Genomic DNA, 23,611 nt, shown 5'->3' on the forward strand with positions numbered 1-23,611 from the left:
TTCCCCAGTCGTGCTCGTTCATTTCTTTATTCAAAATGCAAAATCTCACATCGCTCTATTAGTAACGAAGGATTGCTACTAAACTTTTCTCATCTGGTGCCTCTTTTTGTTCAAGAATGACTACTTGTCCTCCGTTCATGATGACATTATCTGCCAATTCATTTAAAACTTGACGACGGTCATACTCTGTTTCTGGATCTTCTCCAAATCCATCCACTAAGTTAGACGTAGCAATAAACAAGTGAGAAATTTTCCCTTCTTTAGCAGCTGGAACGATATCCACTAGTTGATCGATAAATTTCTTATCTAACAAACGATTATACCCTTCTGCTTCTTTCGCAGCTAATTCCTCAGAGAGTTTTTTAGCTCCTGCTTCGATTTCTTTTAACGATAATTGTGCAGGTGAGGCAGAGATCGCCACATCAGAACAATAGTACGGATTTTTAGCAATTTTTTTGAACATCGTTTGGTTTTCCGGTAATGCAAACAGATAAATTGGGCGTTTTTCAGGATTGTCAAAGGTATCCTTAAGATAATCATCAACTGCTTGATAATAATTGACCCAGTCGATCTCTACTTCCTCATCTTTTGGATTGACACCATGAAACGTAGCTCCCTCACTACCATTTGAAGTATAGTTTAATCCGCCACCTGTTAACTCCGAACCTAAAGCTGTTACTACATCTTTCGGTGCATCTTCCGGTAATTTTACTTCAGTTACCTGCTTATTGTTTACTTCGTACAACTTCATTGAATCACGATTCAATCCTAGTAGATAATAGGCGTAGTTAAAGTGACTATTTTTGATAATCGCTAGAAGATATGGCAGATCACTCACATAATATTGGTCATCTACAGGAATACCTAAGCGATGGATATACGTATGTTCTGGAGATAAGATGACAGCCACGCTTGTTGTAGCGCTTCGCCAAAATGAAGCATCTTCTAACAAACTAGTGATTTTTTCTTGGAACAAGGACCAGTCATGTTCAGCATATTTTTTTTCAAACCGTTTTTTTGCTTCTTTCGCAAAATTTTTGAACTTGATTTGATCTTTTTCTACATCTTGATGTGCGACATGGGTGTTCAACATAATCGTGACGAATGGGCCTGTAGCACCTTCTGAAGTCAGCTGTGACAATAATTCTTTCGCCATTTTTGTCATAATCGTATCCCTCCTAAAAAAAGTCATTCCTTTACTATAAGTAAAGTCTACCACAACAAATTTTTTCGAGATAATAAAACGAATTTTAATAAAACGACTTATTTCTATTTTTGTTTTATTTAATTAATTTCATAATTATTTCATACTTTACTCAATCATTCCTTTCATTTCTTAAAAAGAAATTCAATTCTTTTTGCTACACTAAGAGAAAATAAATGAATGAGGTGATCACATGCACATATTCATGATCTTCAGTTTATTAACCCTAACTGCTGTTACTATTTTTGTTGCTTCTCGATTGAATGAACCAGAAGTGCAACCGGTAAAAATTCGTAGCAAAGATCAAGAGAAGTAACCACTTTTCTCCTTTTTCTATAAATATCTTTTATTATGTTTTTATCAGAAATATTGAAACTACTCTATCTCTTTGATAAAATTTTAATTTATAGGAAAACTATTAGAAAACAAGGAGAAAATAAATGCCTCAAAAAAAATTACGATTGTTCATGTTATTAACAAGTTTGATCTTGTGCCTCACTGCGATTTTACCAATCACAGCAGTTCACGCTGATGAATCATTCAAAGTCAATGCAAAAGCCGCTTTTGCTGTTGATGCAGAAAGTGGTAAGATCCTTTATGATCAAGATGGAGAAAAACCAATGGGAATTGCTTCAATCACCAAAATAATTGGTCTTTATATCGTTCTTGATCAAGTAAAAGAAGGAAAACTGACTTGGGATGAAAAAGTGCCAATTTCAGATTATGCTGAAAAATTGAGCGTTGTTCCTGACTTGTCAAACGTACCTTTGCACAAAGAGAACAGCTATACGGTCAAAGAACTTTTTGATTCAGCCTTTATTCAATCTGCTAACGCCTCAATGGTAGCTTTAGCCGAAAAAATAGCTGGCAGTGAAACAAAGTTTCTTGAATTGATGAAAAAACAATTAAAAGATTGGGGTATTAACGACGCAACGATTGTGAACGCCTCTGGATTAAATAATTCCTATCTCGGTGAGAATCGTCCTGAAGGTACCTCGGAAACAGAAGAAAACCAAATGTCAGCCAAAGATGTTGCGATTGTTGCCAGACACTTGATCTTAGATTTCCCTGAGGTATTAAAAGTGACAAATACTACTAATGAAACATTCGGCGAAGGGACTCAGTCGCCTGTCGAAATGGTGAATTGGAATTGGATGCTTTCTGGGTTTGTTAACTACAAAGAAGGCGTAGATGGTTTAAAAACTGGTACAACTGAATTTGCTGGTGCTTGTTTTGTTGGAACGATCAATAAAGATGGTAGACGAGTCATTACGGTTGTTTTAAATGCCGATGACCATGCTACAAATCCAAGTGCCCGCTTCAACGAAACCGGACGTTTAATGGATTACTGCTATGATAATTGGTCAATTAAAGAACTTGGAAAGTCCAATGCAAGTATTCCAGATTTAAAAAACTTAGCAGTGAAAGATGGCAAAGAAACTTCAGTAGCTGTTGCCTTAAAAAATCCTGTAAAAGTTTGGGTAAGAAATGGTATGGATACTGGTAAATTAAAAATTACTCCTACCCTTGATAAAAAAGTCGTAACGAATGATCAAGTAGCAGCCCCCGTCAATAAAGGTATGAAGGTAGGGACAGCAACGATTACCTTAGCCGATGATTCACTGGGCTATTTGGAAGACAATAAAGAACCAACCACAGATATTATTACTGCTAAATCAGTTGAAAAAGCAAATATCTTTGTGATTGGTTGGCGACATGTTACTGATTTTTTTAGTAATTTGTTCTAATCCAGCTAAAATACCAACAAGTAGAACGTAGAATTTTAAGTACACCTCTTAAGTCAGAATGTCATTGTCTAACTTAGGAGGTGTACTTTTATCTAACAATCCCTGCTACATGCCTCAAGTTTTCCTTTTTTTAGTTTTTAATTTTTCAGAACAGCTTTTTTCTCTAATTTTAGCTATAATAGTAAAGGTTGTGTCAATTTTATTGATTTTATCTTTCAGTCAATCGTTTTTGCGTAAATTGGTATCAACCTAAACAAAACACGTTTTATTTCGTGTTCACTAAACGAAAGGAGTTAATTCTATGAATTTGACAAGAGACCTGACTTTCTTGGTTCTCTATGTTTTAGGGTTTACCGGTATTCTTTATTGGCGCCGTCGTCAAAGTGATCCTGCTCTGTTCTTTTATTGTGGATCTTGGACATTTATGATGATGGTCACTTACTTCATTGTTTTGGAAATTTTTTATTCCACCTTTTACTTTTTGATCCCACTTGTTTTTTTCAGTATTTTTGCATTCTCCTATTTTACTGAAAAACGCAAACTATTGAACGGGGTATTGTTCAATTTCTTTTTAATTAGTTTTGGCGGCTACTTAGTCACTTTGTTGCTTGAAACACAAAATATTTTTATTGGTGGTTTATTTGCAATAATTGCTATCCCCGTTTTGTTGATCTTGTTATTTGGTGTCTACATTTTGATCGTCTTTTTATTTTGGAACGGGTTATTAGTTTTAAAAAGAGAATCTCGCTCATTAGCCAATCTCTTAACTTTATTATTAGCAATCTTTTTGACGTTATATACTATATTTCAAATCTTCTTTATCCAATATTTCCCACAATGGTTCAATGTATTATTCACGGCTGTCCCATTGATTCTGTTTTATCTTTTTGTGGTTTTCTATAACTTTATAACCGTTTCTTTTTTGTATCAGTTCAACCGTCCACGATACAACCAAAATTACATTATCGTTTTAGGGGCTGGTCTACTAAATGGCGAAACGGTATCCCCTCTTTTAGCAAAAAGAATCGACAAAGCGATCGCCTTTTATTGGGCACAAAGTAAAGCAACCTTGAACCCGCCTATTCTATTGATGTCTGGTGGTCAAGGATCAGATGAAAAAGTGCCGGAAGCAATTGCGATGAAGCAATATGCTTTAGCTAAAGGCATTCCTGAGAGAGATATCTTGGTGGAAGCCAATTCAAAGACAACTTTAGAAAATATGCGTTTTTCTAAAGAACTCATGGATCAACAAACTGGTGGGCCATATCGAGCGATTTTCACTTCTAATAATTACCACATCTTCCGTGCAGGTCTTTATGCAAAGCAAGCTGGTTTAAAAGCGGATGGAATCGGAGCGAAAACTGCCTTTTACTACTTGCCGAATGCATTTTTGCGAGAATATATCGCCATCTTGGTTCTGCACAAAAAAAGACACTTGATCGTTGGTGGCTTAATCGTGCTATTTACCGTATTATTCGCAGCTTTGAGCATCTTTATTTAAATAAGGCATTTGGGTGCCCCCCAAATGCCTTTTACTTTTTGTAATCTTTCCTTTTGCAACAACTATTTTCGTGTTTTCGTTCTCCCCTTAGATCGCTCAGACTGTTTCTGACTTCCCATCATTGGCAGGAAAAGAATTCCCTTTTTCACTACTACTTTTTGTGCTGAATAAATTCCACTATTACCAGAACACATGAAGCTCACCAGACAGATCATAAAGAAATAACTGGCTGCTTGTCCACCGAACAATTCGATTCCCATAACAAAACAAGCAATGGGTGTATTTGTTGCTCCTGAAAAGACGCCAATGAAACCCAAGGCTGCTAAAAAAGGAATGGACACATGTAAGATTGGTGCTAGAGCAGCACCTAATGTCGCTCCGATTTCAAATAAAGGAGTTACCTCTCCACCTTGATAACCAGCACCTAAAGACAAGACAGTAAATCCAAGCTTTCCAAGAAAATCATAGAAATGGGCGGTACCATTAAAGGCATCAGTTAACAGAGGCAAACTGAGCCCCAAATATCTTTGGGTTTGCAATAAGAGCGCTGCGATGACGACCACAGCTCCGCCAATAAAATTACGTAGAACTGGACTAGCCATTCTTTTGGCATACCAAGTTTTCAAAAAAACGATCGAACGACTAAATACCCAACCAATCAGACCAAAAGCAATGCCTGCAACGAATAATTTAAAGAAAAGAGATACATCCCAATTTGGAATCGTCCCCATAGGGTAATGGATATGTTTCACTCCAAAGCTTTCAGTCACAAAGTTAGCAAACAGTGCTGCAAAAAAACTTGGAAATAAGGCTTCTGTTCTAACTTTTCCAATTGCTAAAACTTCTAACCCAAATAGTGTTCCAGCCAGAGGCGTACCAAAAACGGAACTAAAACCAGCACTGATCCCGCTGATCACCAATAACTCCCGTTCCACTTTATTTAACCGAAAGAGACGGGCTAAATTTTCTGCTAAAGCGCCTCCCATTTGCACAGCTGTTCCTTCTCGTCCGACAGAACCACCAAATAAATGGGTGGTAATCGTTCCAAATAACGTTAAAGGAATCAGGCGTAAAGGAATTTTTTCTTCCCCACCATTTCCTTGATCAATCACTAAGTTATTTCCTCTACCAGAATTTCCTCCGTACTTACTATATAAAAAAGCAAAAATTCCACCACTTACTGGTAAAAGAAACAACAACCAGGGTGAAGCAAGGCGTATATTAGTAACCCATGTTAAACTATTGAGAAAAAAGGCTGATAAACTTCCCATAAAAATTCCCAATAGCAATGTGATCAATAACCATTTGATCATGTATACGACAACCCTAATTGGATCAGGTAATCGATTTTCCATCTCTTTTCCTCCTCAAAAAAAACGCCTACTAAAAAAAGGGGTATCCCGATTCTTAGTAGGCGTCATTAGTTATCTTAAGATTAACGTTTAAAGGCGAACACCATCACCTATTCACTTCATCAATTAAAATAGCATATATTTATGAAAAATACAATGAAATTATCCTTCTTTTTTTACAATCTCAGTAAATTCATAAAAAGGAGTCAATTGGACTAAATTGTGGTTACAATGCTCACTATCATGGCAAATATAGTTTCCTTTTTTCGTATAGGTGCCATCTGAATTCGATTTTGTTGTTGCTAAAAAGAGTGACACACTCGAAGTTTTTTTACAAATCGTACAAATCCCTTTCGTGATGGTCGGGGATAAAGTCCCGCGAATACCGTTTAACTTCCCTGATTCATCATAATAAACAAGAAATTTTTTCTGGGTACCAGGATCATTCCATCCAATATAGGTGTGTTCTCTTAAATCCAAATGATTCCAATCAGGTTGTTTTAGCTTTTTCACTTTTCGGAATAATTTTTCGATTTGAGCTTTCGAAGGTTGCTCAAAAGGTTGAACTGATTCTTTTAATTCTTCTAATAAGCGTTCAGCAGTTTCTTTGGTCAAAGAAGTATCTAAGATGTTTTCTAAGAAAAGGTTCATCCTTTGTGAGGGTTCTACTAGTTCCTCTATTCTCTCCACAGCTAATGCTTGGACCGTTTCGATCGTTTTAGAATCGTTTACTGAATGATAGACTGATATTAATTGTTCGACTTCTCTTTTAATAAAATAATATTGATAAGGTTTAATTGTTTTTTCCATGACTTTGAGTCCTTTCTTCTTTCAAGTGAATGTACTTTGAAGAAAAGAACTTCAACAAAGTACGTTAGTTAAAGCTTTTCCACTCTTTTAAATAAGATCCATATGGCATCTTATCATCACCCCCTTTAAGTTTGTTTCAACAACTTGTACTTGATACAAAGTAAACCGTAAAAATCATGGTTCGTCAATAAAAAAAAACCTGAGAAATTTTATGAAATTTCTCAGGAAGAATTCTTAATCACATCGTATTAAATCGATTGTTCTTTGCCGAAATATCTTTGCCATTTTTGTTTCATCGAAGCAGTCATCGGCTGTGCTGCTTCTTTCACAGCACAATATTTGTCGACAAACGTCACAATATAGCTTTCTTTATACTTAGGCGGTGCGATCGTAGCGCCCCACATATGTTTTAAGATGATATCACGCTCTAAATCGGATAGGTCAGTAATTTTTTCTGCATTTTTCACTGCGATCCTTGGATGGATATAAGCATGCGTTCCTTCATCAAATTTTGTTGTACGCCAATCATAGTAGAAAAGATCATGCAAAAGACCTGCACGTGCGGTCGCTTTTGCATTACCGCCCCATTTTTTGGCTAATTTATAACTATAGTAAGAAACACTAAGAGAATGCTCTAATCGAGTGGAGTGGACATGTTGTGTATAATTGGCTAATTTCTTCACTGCATCTGTTGCTAATAGATCTTCTACATAAGACATATATTCTTCGTCTTCACGCCATTTTTCTGTCATAATTATTGATCTGCCACCTTTTTTGAATTTCATTTTCCTTTGAAATTGATCCTAGTATACCATTAGTGTTCGGAATATTCTAGTGAGGTTCCATCAAAATGTAGAAAGCTTAATAGTTCCTTAATCATAAAGAGAAATGGTAAAGTACGATGCCTGCTGCCACTCCTACATTTAATGATTCAGCATTTCCGCGAATCGGAATATAGATATTTTTATCCGTCAAGGAAAGAATTTCGGGCCGCACGCCTTGCCCTTCATTCCCCATGACAATTGCATACTTCTCAGGAACAGTTACCTGTTCTAATGAACGAGCATCCTCGTTCAATTCCGTTCCATAGATATTAAAATTGTGTTCCTTTAAAAGCGGGATCATTTGCTCAAGGTCTGTTTGAAGTATTGGTAGATGGTAATTGCTCCCCTGCATACTTCTTAACACTTTTGTACTATAAATGTCAGCTGATCCTTTTCCTAAAACGACACCAGATAGTCCAAAAGCATCTGCCGTACGAATCATTGTTCCAACATTCCCAGGATCTTGGACATTATCTAACAATAACCATCCTCCAGTTAATTCGGGCATGTTTACTTTTTCGTAGAGCATAACGGCTAAGATACCTTGGGGTGTTGGCAAATCTGATACCACAGCCATGACTTCATTCGTTACCAAGGTACAAGGGATATCTAAATGGTTTTTAAGCCACTCCTCCCACTCTTCTAACCCTTTTTCTGTGATTAAGATTTCTTTTACTTTGGCATGAGAAGCAACTGCCTCTTCAACCAAATGGAATCCTTCGAGTAGATACTCGCCTGTTTCTTCCCGGTATTTTTTCTTATGTAGTTTTTTCAATTCTTTGATTCTTGGATTTTTTGCTGATTGGATTTCTTTCACATTTTTCACCTCACTTAATTATAGCATGAATTCGAACCTTGAACTTGTTACAACATCAAAAAATCGGTATCATTAATTTAAAAAGCAAGGAAAGAAAGGTGGATATGATGAAAAAAATCAAGATGAACGTTCAAGGACGTGTCCAAGGTGTTGGCTTTCGTTATATGACAAAAATCGTTGCTGATCAATTAGGGATCACAGGCACAGTTAAAAACGAAGAAGATGGTTCGGTGACAATCGAAGCATGTGGCGATGAGGAAACGATCAAAAGATTCATTGAAGAAGTAAAGGATTCTCCAAGTCCTAGTGGTCGCGTACAATACGTTGACTTGCAAGATAATCCGATGATGGAAGAACGAAAAAAATTTGATGTGATCGGCTAATTTACTGATTCTGAATGGACGAAACACGCAAAAGGTAGTTCTATTTACACTATGAGAAGGCTCACATGACTTTAAGAAAGTTTGACGATAAAGGACTTTTTTTAAAGAAACAACGTGCCTTCTCTCTTCTAATCGTCCCTCACTCGTTTGATCGTTTTTGCTTCTGTTTAACCGATGGCTTTTCTCCCTTTCCTTTTTGTGGTTTGACAAATAACTTTTTTATTTTTTTAAGACCATATAGGTAGGAATCTATGAATTTTCTATAAAGTAGATTGAATTGTGTGTGCTTTTTTAGTATAGTTAATTTTGTGTAAAAATTATAAAAGAGGAAGTATTTTATGAATAAATGGAAAAATTGGGTATTGGGTTCTGGCCTTGTCACAGTCATGCTTTTCTTATCTGGTTGTGTTCGTCTGGATTCAAATGGTAACCCTGACACATCAGGTATCGTGTACCGAGTATTAGTCCATCCAATGGGACAAGCGATTACATATTTAGTGGAGAACTTCAACTGGTCCTATGGTTGGGCTGTTATTTTAATGACAGTCATCGTTCGTATCATCATTTTGCCATTAGGTATTAGTCAATCGAAAAAGACAATGATCCAATCTGAAAAAATGCAAGCATTGAAGCCGCAAGTCGAAGCCGCTCAACAAAAACTAAAAACGGCGACTACTCGTGAAGAACAAATGGCTGCACAAGCTGAAATGCAACAAGTTTATCGTGAAAATGGGTTAAGTATGACTGGCGGGATCGGCTGCTTGCCTCTCTTGATCCAAATGCCGATCTTTTCAGCCCTTTATTTCACAGCTCGTTATACAGAAGGCATTCGTGAATCCTCTTTCTATGGGATCGACTTAGGACACCCTAGTTTTGTATTAGTTGCGATTGCTGGTGCTGCTTATTTACTTCAAGGATATATTTCAACAATCGGTATCCCTGAAGAACAAAAGAAAACAATGCGTACGATGCTTATCGTTTCGCCTGCGATGATCGTCTTCATGTCGATCAGTGCGCCAGCTGGAGTCACACTTTATTGGGTAGTTGGTGGTATCTTTAGTTGTTTGCAAACCTTCATTACAAATGTCATCATGAAGCCTAAATTAAAAGCTCAAGTGGCAGAAGAGTTAAAACAAAATCCACCGAAGCAAGTCGTAACACCTCGTAAAGACGTGACACCTGCGGATAGCGAACAACCAGTAAAGAAACAAGTCAAAGCACCTAAAAACCAAACAGGTCGTAACGCTGGAAAACAACAAAAACGGAAATAACTAAGCATTTCGTTTATTTCTAAAAATAGCTAAAATAAAAAAGGAAGAGAGAACGCCTCTCCTCCTTTTTTATTTTGTCCTCTGATCATTGATTATTCTTCGCTATATTGCCGAATCAATGGTTCGGATTGAATGAAAATCAGTGTAAACATTTTTCTTTTCACTAGCAGCAACCACTTTCAAGGTCTTTGACCTGTTGTTTGTCATCATTAGATTTTCTTTTTGATCTTCAATAAATCAACTAGTGGATTGACTTTCGTTATCGTTGTGATTGCGAGATAGATTGGACAAGCAATGACGAATTGGATCAGATTGGTTCGGATATTACTCGTTAAATGACCTGTTAAAAACCTGGTGATCAAACACATGATCAATCCAGCAATTATAAACATCCCGATTTTTCTGAAAGAAAAGGTAAACGTCGTCTGTTTTAGAAAAGCTCTTGTTCTTACAACTGTAACGAAACTTTCGGCGAGAATAGTTGAAAATACGACGCCCAAAAAGCCAATAGACGGCAATAGTATGAGATTTGCCACAAGATTGATGATAGCTCCAATGATTACTGAACGATTATACTCTTTAACCTGACCGATTGGCATTAGATATTGTCTAGAAATCGCCATGCCTAAAGGAACGATCACAATCAAAACCGTAAAATAAGGAATAATTTGAGTAATGTAGCTAAATTTTTCGCCAAAAAACCAAGGAACGAGCTTGTCATAAACTGTCAACATCCCAAACATGATTGGAATCGAAAAAAACAATTGTAAATGAATCGTTTTTTCCATCGTGCGAACGATTTTCTCCATATTTTTTTTTGCAAAAAAACTTGTCATATGGGGAAGTAAGACGATGTCTAAGGTAGTTATGATCGTGATGAATACGGTATTCAATTGCAGAGAATTGGTAAAATAGCCCACTGCAACACTTCCTAATGTGAAACCTAAAAGGGTCTTATTCAAATTGGTATACAACATGATCGCAATTTGAGGAATAAAATAATCAAAAGAGCCCTTTAAATGACTAAGACTTTTCTTTAAATCAACTTTCGTCAAATGAATGTATTTAGGAATAAAGAACCAGACACTCACTTGTGAACAAACTAAACCTAGTCCTTGAATCAAGGTATATTTTAACGTGTCGTCTTCGTTTTTAATCAAGAAAAGAATGAGAAAAAACGTGACTAGTTGGACTACTAAATTAGCTATACTAGTTTTCTTAAAATCTTCAATTCCCATAAAAAACCAAGATACGTCAAATAATACGGCAAAAATCGCCAAGGATTGGACAAACAAATACGAACGATTATTTAATAAAGAGGCAACAATAAAGTAAGCGACTATGACAATTAAGCTCGCTAATGCCTTAAAAAGCAGAATTTCCCAAAAAACTTCTGATAACGCTTCTTTCTTACGGTTGTAAGTCAAAGTTATTTCCCGGTTCCCGTACATCGTTACCCCTAGCCCCGCAAACAAAACAAAATATTGGACAATTGAAAACGTATAATTATAAAGACCGATCCCACTTGGCCCTAAAGCATTAGAAACGATTGGAATGGTAATAATCGGAAGAATGATTTTCGTCAGTTGAAACAAGCTCTGATAAAAAAAATTTTTGGCTATATTTTTCATTTATTCATCCCGTCTAAAAATATCTCTCGTATAGACTTTTTCGATCACATCTTTTAATTGATGGTCCATCCGATTTGAGACGATCACATCCGATAGTTGTTTGAATCGCGCAAGATCCGAAACGACAGGCGCATGATGAAATTCTTCAACAGGTAACGTTGGCTCATAGACAACCACCGAAACTCCTTGTTCCTGGATTCGTTTCATGACTCCTTGAATCGATGAATAACGGAAATTGTCTGAATCGGCTTTCATCGTTAACCGATAGATTCCCACAGTCTTAGGCTTTTGGGCTAAAATTTGTTCTGCAATAAAATCTTTTCTGGTTGTATTTGCTTCAACGATCGCTTGGATAAGATTGTTAGGCACATCGGTATAATTTGCTTTCAACTGTTTCGTATCTTTTGGCAAACAATACCCTCCATAACCAAATGAAGGATTATTGTAATGAGAGCCGATACGTGGGTCCAGTCCGACGCCTTCAATGATTTGTTTCGTATTTAAGCCTCGTATCTCCGCATAACTATCCAATTCATTGAAGTAAGCCACACGCAACGCCAGATACGTATTTGAGAATAACTTGATTGCTTCCGCTTCTGTTGAATGAGTCAATAAAACTGGGACATTATCTGCTTGCGTATTCTTTTTGAACATATTCGCAATCTCTGTCCCTCTATCTGAACATTCTCCTACAACAATGCGGGAAGGATAAAGATTATCGTACAATGCTTTACCTTCACGTAAAAATTCTGGTGAAAAAACAATATTTTCTGTTTGATATTTTTTCTTTAATTCGGCCGTATACCCTACTGGTACCGTGGACTTAATGATAAATTTTGCTTCTGGACGAATGGCGAGAGCTTGTTCAATGATGCTCTCAATCGATGAGGTATTAAAATAATTTTTCTTTTCATCGTAATCAGTGGGTGTGGCAATAATCAAATAATCACCAAAAAGAACCGCTTCTCGGAAATCCTTAATAAATTCGATTGCTAGGTCTTCTCTTTGAAGAAAATTATGTACTTCACGGTCTTCAATTGGTGACTCCTTCTTTTGTAGTCGTTCGATCTTTTCTGCTACGATGTCATAAGCTTTGACATTCTCATGCTGGCTAAGTAATAACGCATTGGCTAGCCCTACATAGCCTAGGCCGAAAATTGATACGTTCAATTGGTTTCACCTCTATAATTAGTTTTATTAACATAAAAAACACAAACTGGAACGTTATTGGTAGTTCTTCGTTTCATTCGCTTTATCATTCTTCTAAAAAAACAAAGCCATTTACTTTTCCTTTGAACCCAGGCTCATTTCGTCAGTCACTCTTACAAATAATCAAAACATTCTTGAGGTTAAGAGCTTTTCACCTCATTTTCCCTGTTTAAGTGCTTTTTTTATTTTGTGAAATTCCTTTAGTTATAAAGTTTCATAAAGTTCTGCTACTTGATTGATGATTACATTTTCGCTGAATTGTTGGATATGAGCAGCAGCGTTCTCGGAATATTTTGTAACAGGTAACGTTCCAGAAAAAAAATCTTGAAGAATATTCACTAGTTCTTCTGACTCTTTGACATCAAACAATTTTCCTGTGTTCTCATCATAGATCAGATCTTTATTGCCTCGTATATTTGAAGCAACTACCGGTAAACCAACGCTCATAGCCTCCATGATCGATACGGGCAATCCTTCTCTTAAAGAAGGAAAGAGAAATAGATCACTCATTTTCATGATCTCAATAATATCCTTACGATATCCGAGTAAACTGACTTTCTTTTCCAAACCTAAAAATTTAATTTTTTGTTCCAGCGTTTGTTTCAAAGGTCCCGTTCCACAAATAAAATAGTGGAAATCTTGGTCTTTAAATGAAGCGAGTGCATGAATCACCAGTTCGTGGTTTTTGTTTTTATTCAATTCACCGACTGAAAGGAGTACTTTGGTTGTTGGCTGAGCTAGTGAAAGTACCTTACTTTTTAGCCGTTTATCAACCAAGGTTTTCTCGAACTTTTCGACTTGGATTCCAACCCCCTGAATCAAATGAGTTTGTGTTGCTTTAAATTTTTGTGAAGCAAGCAAATAATCTTCCTGATTAATGGTAATAAGCTTACTTGTATAACGAGATAAGTATTTTTCAACTGGGTAATAGACGAACCAATTAAGCATTGGGGCTCCTTGATAAAAGTGAAACCCGTGTGCCGTATAGTAGATAGGAATATTGATCCGCTTACAAGCAAGTCTTGTCACCATCGAAGCAACTGGCGTATGCGTATGTACGATATCGATATTCTCTTCTTTGATCAGCTGTTTGATTTTCTTATAGGCTAAAAGATTGCTTTTAGCTAATGGATTCCTATTGAATGGTATTTGAAACACTGGTATTTTTTTATCAGAAAAATAAGATGCCAACGGTTGTTCAAGCGCACATGCCACACTCACTTCATGTCCATTTTTGATTAGTTGATCAATATGCGGGATTAAAAAAGCATTGAGTGTATTGGAGATCGTCGTCACATATAAAATTTTCAGTATGGTTCATTCCCTTCAAATTTTTCACTTGTTGGTCCAAAATTTGAGCTAATCCCTTCTTGTTTGAACACTTTAAGGACTGTTTGTAACAAGATCCAAACATCTTTGCCAAACGAATAACTTTCAACGTACAAACAATCATACGTAAACTTTTCTTCCCAACTGATCGCATTTCTACCACTGACTTGGGCCAATCCGGTCAAACCTGGGCGAATGTTGTGGCGTTTTCGTTGCTCTTCATTATAAAGTGTCAAATATTCTACCAATAATGGACGAGGACCAACAAAAGACATTTCGCCTTTAAAGATATTCCAAAGCTCTGGCAGCTCGTCAAGGCTAGTCGCTCTAAGTAGTTTGCCGAATTTTGTTAGACGAACTTCATCTGGAAGATACGCGCCATGTTGATCTTTCTCGTCTGTCATCGTGCGAAACTTGTACATAAAAAATAATTGTTCATTCTTCCCTGGTCTTGTTTGCTTAAAAATAATCGGTGAACCTAATTTTAATCGCACACACCCTGCAAGTATGAGCATCAGTGGTGCAAGCAAAAGCAATAAAAGACCTGAGAAAAAAAGATCGAACGCACGCTTTCCAAAAAGTCGATAAAAGGTTGGTTTACTCATAACGCATCACTCGCTTGATCGTTGCAACGACTCTATTTAACTCTTCATCCGTCATTTTAGTATCTGAGGGAAGACAAACTCCAGAAGAAAAAAGCGATTCTGCAACTTCGCCGCCAATAAAATCAAAAGAGTCAAAAACAGGCTGTAAGTGCATCGGTTTCCAGACAGGACGTGCTTCGATCTGTTCTTTTTCCAATTCTTCAATCAAATAAGATGGATCTATTCCTTCTAAACGAATGACACTCAACCAATAGTTAGGTTCGTTCCAAGAGTTTTCCGGCATAAATTGTATATTAGGAAACTCGGACAATTCTTCTTGATAAAATTGATAGATGGCACGCTTCTTTTGGATTCTTTCATTTAATACTTTTAATTGACCACGTCCGATTCCTGCTAATATATTGCTCATACGATAGTTGTAACCGATTTCTAAATGTTGATAATAACGTTCATTTTCACGAGATTGAGTGGCCCAAAATTTGACTTTTCCGATTTTTGATTGATCGTCAGAGATTAATGCTCCCCCACCTGAAGTTGTGATGATTTTATTTCCATTGAAGGAATAAATCCCATAGTCTCCAAACGTTCCTGTATATTTACCTTGGTAAGTCGTTCCTAATGATTCGGCAGCATCTTCAATCAACGTCACTTGATATTCTTGACAGATCTGCATGATTTCAGCTAAGTTTGCAGCTAATCCATATAAGTGAACGACGATCACCGCTTTCGCTTTTGGATATTTTTCTAAAGCTGCGCGTAAATGAACAGGACTCATATTCCAAGTTTCGGCATCACTATCCACAAAGATTGGGACGGCTCCTTGATAAAGAATCGGGTTGACCGTAGCTGCAAAAGTCAAGGATTGACAAATCACTTGATCTCCTTTCGTGACACCTGCTGCCTTTAATGCTAAATGAATCGCTGCCGTACCTGAAGAAAGCGCAGCAACATGCTTGGCTCCCACATGATCTGCCAGTTCTTGCTCAAAACCATCGACATTGGCACCTAAAGGGGCAATCCAGTTCGTATCAAAGGCTTCTTTGACAAACGCTTGTTCATAGCCTGCTTCACTCATATGGGGCGAAGCTAATAATATTCGCTTTTTTCTCACATCAACTCCACCTTTCAATTATCTTTGCTGGTACCCCCACCCATTTTGAATGATGAGGGATATCTCTGATGACAACACTGCCAGCCCCAATAATGTTACCATCACCAATCGAACGTTCTTGAATAATCTTTGTACCGACACCCAGTTCATTTTTATCTCCTAAAGTGACTGCTCCCGAAATATTGACATTAGGAAAAATGGCATTGTAACTACCTATAATGGAGTCATGACCGATTGTTGAACCAATATTGATCATATTGAAGTCACCGATTGAAATATCTGCAGTATAGGTCGTGTAAGGCATCAATATGTTCCCAATGCCCAGTTGAACATTTAAGCCAATCAATGCGCTAGGGGCAAACAAATTTGGAAAAAGCAAGTGAGGGTTTTGTCGTAACTGTTCATAGATGTTTTCTTTGACCGTCGGAGCCGCAATCCCAAGAAAAACTGCCATTGGTGTTTTGACTTGAAGCAAGTCAGCAATTTTGCCAATCACAGGTTTTCCTAGAACATCGCTTTGCTCACTTTTACGATCATCGACAAAACCGACCCACTGATACTCATTTTGTTGTTGGAGCAAAAAAGCAATTTCTTTACCAAACCCACCTGCTCCTACTATTATTGCATCCACTCGCTTTCTCCTCTCGTTTCTTTTTTTGATGGTCAAACGTTTTTTTACATGCGATTTGAATAACGTATCCCTATGCAATTTTTGATCGCAGGAATCGTATAATCCAGCACATAAAGCAATGATTTTACTACTTTACTAATAGTACGTTCAGCTTAAAACAGCTAGTTTCTATTGATTAGAAGCATTGGCAAAACGAATCACTTCTCTTGCTAATTGTTTCTCATCTTTTGGCAAATGACGGATAAAATCCATCACTTTTTGATTTGAATAACCTTTGATGTTTCCAACAAAAATTTTTTCATAGACAGCTTCATCGTTTCTCTCTTTATCCAACAGTAGTTCTTCATATAGTTTTTCCCCAGGACGGATACCCGTTTCAAGAATCTCAATTTCGTCTTCACGATAGCCACTCAGGCGAATCATATTTTTGGCAAGGTTGACGATTTTGACTGGTTCACCCATATCTAAAATAAAAATCTCTCCACCTTTAGCCAAGACTCCTGATTGAATGACCAATCGACTTGCTTCAGGAATTGTCATAAAGTAACGTGTCATCCGAAAATCAGTAATCGTGACTGGTCCACCTTGCGCAATTTGTTCACGAAAGACAGGAATCACACTTCCTCGTGAACCTAATACATTTCCAAAGCGAACAGCGGAAAATGTTGTTCCATTTTTTTCGTTCAATCCTGTTACAATCATTTCTGCAATCCGCTTTGTCGCTCCCATCACATTAGGTGGATGATTCGCTTTATCTGTTGAGACCATCACAAAATTTTTGACTTTCGCTTGTTTGGCTGCTTCCGCAACATTTTTTGTTCCAAGAATATTATTTTTTACTGCTTCTTTGGGATTTACTTCCATGAGAGGAACATGCTTATGTGCTGCAGCATGATAAACGATATCTGGGCGATAGTTTTGCATGATCTCATTGATTTTGTCACGATCTTGAATATCTGCAATGAGCGGGACGATTTTTGTCTGCTGATTTTGCTGATTCATGCGGAGTTCCCGATCGATCAAATAAATCGAATTTTCCCCATGTCCTACTAGTAATAATTGTGCTGGGGAAAACTGGATAATCTGCCGACAAATCTCTGAGCCGATCGAGCCACCCGCACCAGTCACAAGAATGGTTTTCCCTGTCAAATGACCTTTGATCGATTCAATGTCCAATTCAACTTCATCTCTTTCTAGTAAATCAACTACGTCAATTTTTTTTAATTTTGTGACACTAACTTTTCCAGAAGCGATTTCTTCCATTGAAGGCATCGTGTTTACTTTGACATGCAAGGATTCTACCATTTGAAAGATATTCCTGATTTTTGTTTTGGATAAGGAAGGAATGGCGATGGTAACGATTTGTACATCATGTTTCTTGATTAGTGCAGGGAGGTCTTTGATCATACCGATCACTTTTTTTCCTGAAAGATATGTATTTTGCTTATTAGGATCATCATCAACAAAACCAATGACATAGGTGTCACTTGCTGTTTTTGATCCAAGTAAGATATTTGCCAAAATTCTACCGCCTTCACCAGCGCCTACGATGATCGTCTTCTTGGCAGTGGCTCTAGGTTGTAGCTTTGTCTGCTTTTTCTCAATGTAAAGACGCCACTCCAGACGGCTTCCCATGATTAAAAGCAAAGACAAAATATAGGTAAAGATCGTTAGACGTAACATATACTGATGATTGATAAAAAACAAGACAAAAAGATTTGAAATCATAGTGATCGACAAAGAAACAAAAATCGCCCTGATTTCTTCTAAATTCATATAGCGATTGATTCTTGTAAAGACTTTAAATAAACTCCCATAAAACAAATAGAAACCTATTGAAACGCCTGTAGAGATGAACATAAAATCCGTTGATACTTCTGCGAATGGCTTCATGAATCTAATTGTAGCAATGTTTGCCAAAAACAACAATAAGCTATCAACTCCTATCAAAATAGCAATCTTTCTTTTTCTTGTGACTTCAAACACCTTTACTCCCCCTAAAATAACCCAAACTTCTTCTTTTTTATCGCTTGATAAGTTGGATAATGAATCTGCTCCCCATTGATTAAATCTTTGGCGACTTGTTTCATTTGCTCAACTTTTTCGTTATTGAAGTCTTTAGCGATTTGTTCATAACATTCTTTTAAACAAAAAGAACGTCGCTCAACACCGTGAGCATCCGAAGCAATCATTTGTACAAGATTGTACTTGACCATTTTTTTTGCTGTTTTTTGGATTTCTTTGCCAAAGCGCCCCAGATAACTTGGCGCTGTCAGCTGTGTCAAACACCCCATTTCTAGATAAGGCAACAAACGATTCGGATCTTTTGCAAAATAAGTATTACGCTCAGGATGCACGATTACTGGTATTTTTCCTAGTTTCAACAGTTCAAAAAAAAGGTTCTTTGCATATAACGGTACTTCTAATGTAGGAAATTCAATCAACAGATAAGTATCATTTAAATCTGTAAAAAGAAGTTCATCTAGGTGAAGCGCTTCAAGCAATTCTCCAGTAATACGAACTTCTTGACCTTCTAATAACACCAACGGTAAATTTCTTTTATCCAGCTCTTTTTGTAAAGTGGCGACTAGGGGAATGACTTTTTTCTTTTGATTACAATACTTGCCATTGTTATGGTGCGGTGTACATAAAATATGAGTAATCCCTTGTTCAACCGCTTTTTCAGCCATTGCCAGGCTTTCTTCCAGGTTTTGCGCACCATCGTCAACTGCTGGTAATAGATGACAATGTAAATCGATCATTCCCTTTACCTCCTCTTTATCATTCATAATAATAACTTGTATCTTTGCTTTGTTCGACTCCGTTATAAACAATTCCCAGTACCTTTGCCTGAGCCATCTCTAATAATTTTTTGGCTTTCACAACTGCTTCTTTTCGTGAAGTCTTTTCACGTACTACCAGAAGCGTACCATCTGCCTTTGATGACAAGATTTGAGCATCTGTCACAGTTACAATCGGAGGCAAATCAAACATCACGATATCATAGAGCTGACTTGCTTCTACCATTAGTTGATCCATTCTTTTCGAGCTTAACAGCTCTGATGGATTAGGAGGAATCGGTCCACTTGGTAATACCGATAATTCCTTGATTGCCGTTTTTTGGATCCCTTTACTGATCGTTTCAGTTGAGCTGAGTAGATTACTTAACCCATAGTGATTATTTATTTGAAATGCTTTGTAAATAACTGGTTTTCGCATGTCAGCATCAACTAATAACACTTTCTGACCAGCTTTTGCAAAGACAACAGCCAGATTTGCAGCCGTGGTCGATTTCCCTTCACCTGGTCCAGATGACGTGACCACGATCGTTTTGACTTGTTGATCATTGATTGAAACAAATTGGATATTGGTTCGAATCGTTCGGTAGTGCTCAGCCGCTGCTGATGAAGGATTAGTTAAAGTAATCAAACGAATCGGTTGAAGTAGTGTTTCTTTTTGTTTTATGACGCGTCGCATGTTTTCCCTCCTACACTCTCGAACGAGCTCTACGAGAAGCTCTCGCTTGTTCACCAGTTTCATCGTTTATTGTCACCGGTGCGTTGTTGTTTTTGTCATTTCTATTGAAATCTTTGGCAGTCATTTCTGGTACCGTCCCTAAAATTGGAAACCCTATGACCTCCGAAAGATATTTTTCATCTTTCACAGTCTGGTCGAACAATTCCAATAACAGAGCTATCCCCATGCCAATCATCAGACCTAAAATAAGGCCAAGGGCAATATTTATTTTTTTATTTGGTGACACCGATGTTCCGTCCGCAACCGCTTCAGAAATGATCGATATTTTATCGACATTCATCACATCTTTTGCTTTCGTTTGAAACACCTCAGCTGTGGTATTCGCAATTTTCTGAGCATTATCTGGAATCGAACTAATCGCTTGGATAGAAAACATTTGTGAATTTTCGGATTGATTCACTGTGATTGCTTGTTTGATTTCTCCAACCGTCATTGCTAGCTGATCTTGCGTTTCTAATTGATCTTTCACTTCACTTAAAACTAAGTCACTAATGATCATATCTTTGTAGGTGTTAATCATTTGTAAATTCGTATTCACATCATTGACATTCGTAATATTTGACTGAGGCAACGTGACAATCAATTGGGCTTGTGAACTAAACTTGGGTGTTAAAATAAAGAATGTAACGAAACTTGCTACCGCCAAACCAACTAACGTTGAAATAAATAAGGTCAACAAACGCTTACGAAATACTCCGATGATCTCTTTTATACTAATTGTCTCTTCCATTTCTCTCCACTTTCCTGTTACTTTCCTAGATTCATTTTTCTTTTAACACATGACATCCTGCTGATGTTACTTGTTCTCATAAAATATACTCATTTCAGTGAAGCTTCGTGAGACTTCCATCCTATGAACATACTTAGATAATAAAATGACATCGATTTCTAAAAAAATTTTTAGTTTATCATTCAGATGATAATTATTATCATCTAGAGTAAGATACTGGATCCCATCGTTTTAAAAACTTTTTATTCCCAAAAAAATAAATCGTTACTTTATCTAATCGCTTCCAAATCACGGGAAATTTGCTAATTTCATTAGACAAGTAAAGAATTTCTACCTGAGACCCTATTTACTATTATCCCATTCATAACAAGCTTTTCTTGTTATGAATAACAATTTTTCTATATTAATTATACCTAACTTTCATTTTTAAATAAAGGATGATTTAAAAATAACAAAAACTATGCATTTCACTCAATAGCACTAACCGATTGTTCTCTTTTTACCAAAAAATGTCATATTGTTCTGATTCGTGAAAGATAAGTCGTTTATTGCTAGATAGCATGAATAAAAACGATATACACTACATAAAAAGAGTCTGAGGTATTAAGACCTTAAGCTTACTTTTTACGCTAAAACGAGTAATTGCTATGAAAGCATCCACTCTGGTACTTTCACAATCTTATCGACGGCGTTCAAAGATCTGCACTTCGGTAATCAGTCAAAAAATAAGCCGAAGCATTTAAAAATAGAAGAAACTATTTTCGGATGCTTCGGCTTATATCTCAGAGCTAGACTTGTCATAACGCTTGTTTCAAATCAAGTTGGCAAAGGGCTACCTGATTTATTTAGTGATAATCTGATCTAAGCTTGCTATTGATAGTGCCATTTCAGCAATTTGTTTCAGCTGTGCCAAACGATTGTTACGGACAGCAGGATCGTCTACCATGACCATGGTTTGGTCAAAATACGTTTCGATCAATGGACGTAAAGCAACAAGTTGATCATAATCTTCTTTCAGCGTTTGTGTACCAAATTGTTTTTTCATTTCTGCTACCGCTTGATAAAGTGCTGTTTCAGCTTCATTTTCAAATAACGCAGGATTAATCTCTGTTGTCGTTGTTTCTTGCGCTTTCTTCGCTAAATTAACCACTCGAGTCAATGCTTCCATCGATGGCTTAAACTCTTCCTCATCTAAACGTTCTTTAAACAGTTGAGCTGCTGCAAAAACTTTTGTCAAATCGCTTTGTTTTGCATTTAAAACTGCATCAATCACATCGTGTCGGATTTGTTTTGTAGTTAGTAACTGACGGAAACGTCCTTTGATAAAATCAATGACTGCCTGTTGTCCATCCGATAACTGGACGCCAAAACGTTCTTGATCTTCATTGATTGCCTGGTCGATTTCACGTTGTAAACGAACCAATGGAAATGCCCAATTTTTTGCTTCGATGATGCGGACAATCCCATACGCTTGACGACGAAGAGCATACGGATCATTTGACCCACTTGGGATCATTCCAACTGTAAAGAAAGAGAAGATACTATCTAATTTGTCTGCAATCGCTAATACTGCACCAATTTTGGTTTCTGGTAAGTCACCTTCACTTGAAATTGGCAGATAGTGTTCCTTGATAGCTGTTGCTACAGCTGATGTTTCGCCGTGTAATCGCGCATATTTTTCACCCATGATCCCTTGAAGCTCTGGAAACTCACCTACCATGTTGGTCACTAAATCAAATTTATAGATTTCAGCAGCACGTTGTAAATCCGTTAACTCTTCTGGTGATAAGCCGACAGATTTACCTAAAATACGAGCAATAACTTGTACTCGTTGCATTTTTTCGTAGATGCTTCCAATTTTTTCATGGAAAGTCACTGATTTTAATTTATCAACAAAAGTCTCGATTTCAATCTTTTTATCTTCATTGTAGAAAAACTCTGCATCTTCTAAACGAGCAGTCAATACTTTTTGATTTCCACGGATCACGTTTTCTAGTTTGACACGATCCCCATTTCGAGCAGAAATAAAATGTGGCAAGAGTAATCCTTGGTCATTTCTTACTTCAAAATAACGTTGGTGCTCCTTCATTGAAGTAACCAATACTTCTTCTGGGACAGACAGATATTTTTCTTCAAAATCGCCAGCAAAAACTGTGGGATATTCGACTAAATTATTTACTTCTTCTAATAACTTTTCGTCTAAATCGATCGTCCAATGGTTTTTCTCTGCTAATTCTGTTGCTTGTTGGACAATCATTTCTTTTCTTTTATGTGGCGCAGCTATCACGAATTGTTCTTGTAATTTTTCTTCATACTCCTTGGCATGAGCGAAACGAACTGTTTCTCCTAAGAAACGATGACCACGTGATGTGCGATCTGTTGTAACATCTAAAATCTCGAAAGGAATCACTTCATCATCTAGTAAAGCAACAATCCAATGAATAGGACGAATATATTCAAAGTCAAAATTTGCCCAATGCATCGTAACAGGAAATGTCAAACTTTTGATGACATCTGCAAGTCCAGTCAATACTTCTTTCGCTGGTTGTCCATGTGTATATTTGGTTACGTACACATACTCTACACCTTTCAGCTCTTTAAAGGTAATATCGTCAGTCGTCAAACCTTGACCACGTACAAACCCTTCTGCGGCTTTCGTCCAATTTCCATCTGAATCCAATGCGATTTTTTTAGCCGGACCCTTTAATTCTTCTTCGCTATCTGCTTGACGTTCTGGGATATTGGTTACTTTGATCGCTAAACGTCTTGGCGTTGAAAAAGTTTCGATTGTATCATAAGACAATTGGTGTTCATCTAAAAACTTTGCTGTTTTTTGTTCCAGTTGTTTCATGCTTGGTGTAACTACATGGGCAGGCATTTCTTCCAACCCGATTTCTAAAAGTAACTCTTTTGCCATG

Annotated in this window: 21 protein-coding genes and 1 riboswitch; of the genes, 5 read left to right on the top strand and 16 right to left on the bottom strand. The window is 37.0% G+C overall.

From position 1 onward, the window contains the following. Positions 1-58: 58 nt before the first annotated feature. Complete coding sequence (locus IGJ27_RS08885; RefSeq protein WP_010737935.1) at positions 59-1,165, bottom strand: baeRF6 domain-containing protein; 1,107 nt, start codon at positions 1,163-1,165, stop codon at positions 59-61. Positions 1,166-1,397: 232 nt separating this feature from the next. Here IGJ27_RS08885 and IGJ27_RS08890 point away from each other — a divergent pair, with 232 nt between their 5' ends. The 3 genes from IGJ27_RS08890 to IGJ27_RS08900 all read left to right on the top strand — a co-directional run bounded on the left by IGJ27_RS08890 (position 1,398) and on the right by IGJ27_RS08900 (position 4,453). Then, complete coding sequence (locus tag IGJ27_RS08890) at positions 1,398-1,520, top strand: hypothetical protein (RefSeq protein ID WP_010718502.1); 123 nt, start codon at positions 1,398-1,400, stop codon at positions 1,518-1,520. A gap of 124 nt (positions 1,521-1,644) precedes the next feature. Continuing rightward, positions 1,645-2,952, top strand: a complete 1,308-nt coding sequence (locus IGJ27_RS08895; protein WP_063627372.1) for a serine hydrolase — start codon at positions 1,645-1,647, stop codon at positions 2,950-2,952. Between the two features lie 301 nt (positions 2,953-3,253). Further along, entirely contained in the window at positions 3,254-4,453 is a 1,200-nt protein-coding gene (locus tag IGJ27_RS08900) for a YdcF family protein (RefSeq protein WP_010718504.1), read from the top strand. Between the two features lie 62 nt (positions 4,454-4,515). Here the strand turns inward: IGJ27_RS08900 and IGJ27_RS08905 are convergent, their stop codons facing one another. The 4 genes from IGJ27_RS08905 to IGJ27_RS08920 all read right to left on the bottom strand — a co-directional run bounded on the left by IGJ27_RS08905 (position 4,516) and on the right by IGJ27_RS08920 (position 8,256). After that, entirely contained in the window at positions 4,516-5,808 is a 1,293-nt protein-coding gene (locus IGJ27_RS08905; RefSeq protein WP_053766598.1) for a voltage-gated chloride channel family protein, read from the bottom strand. Between the two features lie 49 nt (positions 5,809-5,857). Further along, a riboswitch (Fluoride riboswitch) is annotated at positions 5,858-5,925 on the bottom strand. Between the two features lie 42 nt (positions 5,926-5,967). Beyond that, positions 5,968-6,615 carry a FusB/FusC family EF-G-binding protein gene (locus IGJ27_RS08910; RefSeq protein WP_010718506.1) on the bottom strand — a complete coding sequence of 216 codons (648 nt, stop codon included), beginning with the start codon at positions 6,613-6,615 and terminating at the stop codon, positions 5,968-5,970. 248 nt (positions 6,616-6,863) lie between these two features. After that, positions 6,864-7,367, bottom strand: a complete 504-nt coding sequence (locus tag IGJ27_RS08915; protein WP_010737939.1) for an HD domain-containing protein — start codon at positions 7,365-7,367, stop codon at positions 6,864-6,866. A gap of 124 nt (positions 7,368-7,491) precedes the next feature. After that, complete coding sequence (locus IGJ27_RS08920; protein WP_034700883.1) at positions 7,492-8,256, bottom strand: TrmH family RNA methyltransferase; 765 nt, start codon at positions 8,254-8,256, stop codon at positions 7,492-7,494. A gap of 107 nt (positions 8,257-8,363) precedes the next feature. Between IGJ27_RS08920 and IGJ27_RS08925 the strand changes: the two genes are divergently transcribed. Together IGJ27_RS08925 and yidC are read left to right on the top strand one after the other, a co-directional pair. Continuing rightward, positions 8,364-8,639, top strand: a complete 276-nt coding sequence (locus tag IGJ27_RS08925; RefSeq protein WP_010718509.1) for an acylphosphatase — start codon at positions 8,364-8,366, stop codon at positions 8,637-8,639. Positions 8,640-8,977: 338 nt separating this feature from the next. Beyond that, positions 8,978-9,910, top strand: a complete 933-nt coding sequence (yidC, locus tag IGJ27_RS08930) for a membrane protein insertase YidC (protein WP_010718510.1) — start codon at positions 8,978-8,980, stop codon at positions 9,908-9,910. A 209-nt stretch (positions 9,911-10,119) separates the two neighbouring features. Here the strand turns inward: yidC and IGJ27_RS08935 are convergent, their stop codons facing one another. The 11 genes from IGJ27_RS08935 to glyS form a co-directional block, all read right to left on the bottom strand. Further along, a complete protein-coding gene (locus IGJ27_RS08935) occupies positions 10,120-11,541 on the bottom strand; it encodes an oligosaccharide flippase family protein (RefSeq protein ID WP_178305805.1) in 1,422 nt (473 codons plus the stop codon). Beyond that, a complete protein-coding gene (locus IGJ27_RS08940; RefSeq protein WP_063627376.1) occupies positions 11,542-12,711 on the bottom strand; it encodes a nucleotide sugar dehydrogenase in 1,170 nt (389 codons plus the stop codon). A 243-nt stretch (positions 12,712-12,954) separates the two neighbouring features. Further along, positions 12,955-14,046 carry a glycosyltransferase family 4 protein gene (locus tag IGJ27_RS08945; RefSeq protein WP_161651566.1) on the bottom strand — a complete coding sequence of 364 codons (1,092 nt, stop codon included), beginning with the start codon at positions 14,044-14,046 and terminating at the stop codon, positions 12,955-12,957. An 11-nt stretch (positions 14,047-14,057) separates the two neighbouring features. After that, on the bottom strand, positions 14,058-14,684 hold the full coding sequence (locus IGJ27_RS08950; protein WP_096710097.1) for a sugar transferase: 627 nt from the start codon (positions 14,682-14,684) through the stop codon (positions 14,058-14,060). Continuing rightward, entirely contained in the window at positions 14,677-15,795 is a 1,119-nt protein-coding gene (locus tag IGJ27_RS08955) for a DegT/DnrJ/EryC1/StrS family aminotransferase (protein WP_306172382.1), read from the bottom strand. The genes IGJ27_RS08950 and IGJ27_RS08955 overlap by 8 nt, the downstream gene beginning before the upstream one ends. Before the next feature lies 1 nt (position 15,796). Further along, positions 15,797-16,426, bottom strand: a complete 630-nt coding sequence (locus tag IGJ27_RS08960; RefSeq protein ID WP_010718516.1) for an acetyltransferase — start codon at positions 16,424-16,426, stop codon at positions 15,797-15,799. Between the two features lie 168 nt (positions 16,427-16,594). Beyond that, complete coding sequence (locus tag IGJ27_RS08965; protein WP_010718517.1) at positions 16,595-18,412, bottom strand: polysaccharide biosynthesis protein; 1,818 nt, start codon at positions 18,410-18,412, stop codon at positions 16,595-16,597. Between the two features lie 11 nt (positions 18,413-18,423). Beyond that, positions 18,424-19,188, bottom strand: a complete 765-nt coding sequence (locus IGJ27_RS08970; protein ID WP_178305804.1) for a tyrosine-protein phosphatase — start codon at positions 19,186-19,188, stop codon at positions 18,424-18,426. Between the two features lie 19 nt (positions 19,189-19,207). After that, positions 19,208-19,903 carry a CpsD/CapB family tyrosine-protein kinase gene (locus tag IGJ27_RS08975; RefSeq protein ID WP_010718519.1) on the bottom strand — a complete coding sequence of 232 codons (696 nt, stop codon included), beginning with the start codon at positions 19,901-19,903 and terminating at the stop codon, positions 19,208-19,210. A gap of 10 nt (positions 19,904-19,913) precedes the next feature. Next, the gene (locus IGJ27_RS08980) at positions 19,914-20,693 is read right to left on the bottom strand and encodes a YveK family protein (RefSeq protein WP_010737948.1); all 780 of its coding nucleotides are present in this window, start codon (positions 20,691-20,693) and stop codon (positions 19,914-19,916) included. Between the two features lie 841 nt (positions 20,694-21,534). Continuing rightward, entirely contained in the window at positions 21,535-23,610 is a 2,076-nt protein-coding gene (gene glyS / locus IGJ27_RS08985; RefSeq protein ID WP_178305803.1) for a glycine--tRNA ligase subunit beta, read from the bottom strand. Position 23,611: the final 1 nt, after the last annotated feature.

This window comes from Enterococcus sp. DIV1726a (assembly GCF_051710985.1).
GTDB classification, from domain to species: Bacteria; Bacillota; Bacilli; order Lactobacillales; family Enterococcaceae; genus Enterococcus_B; species Enterococcus_B hirae.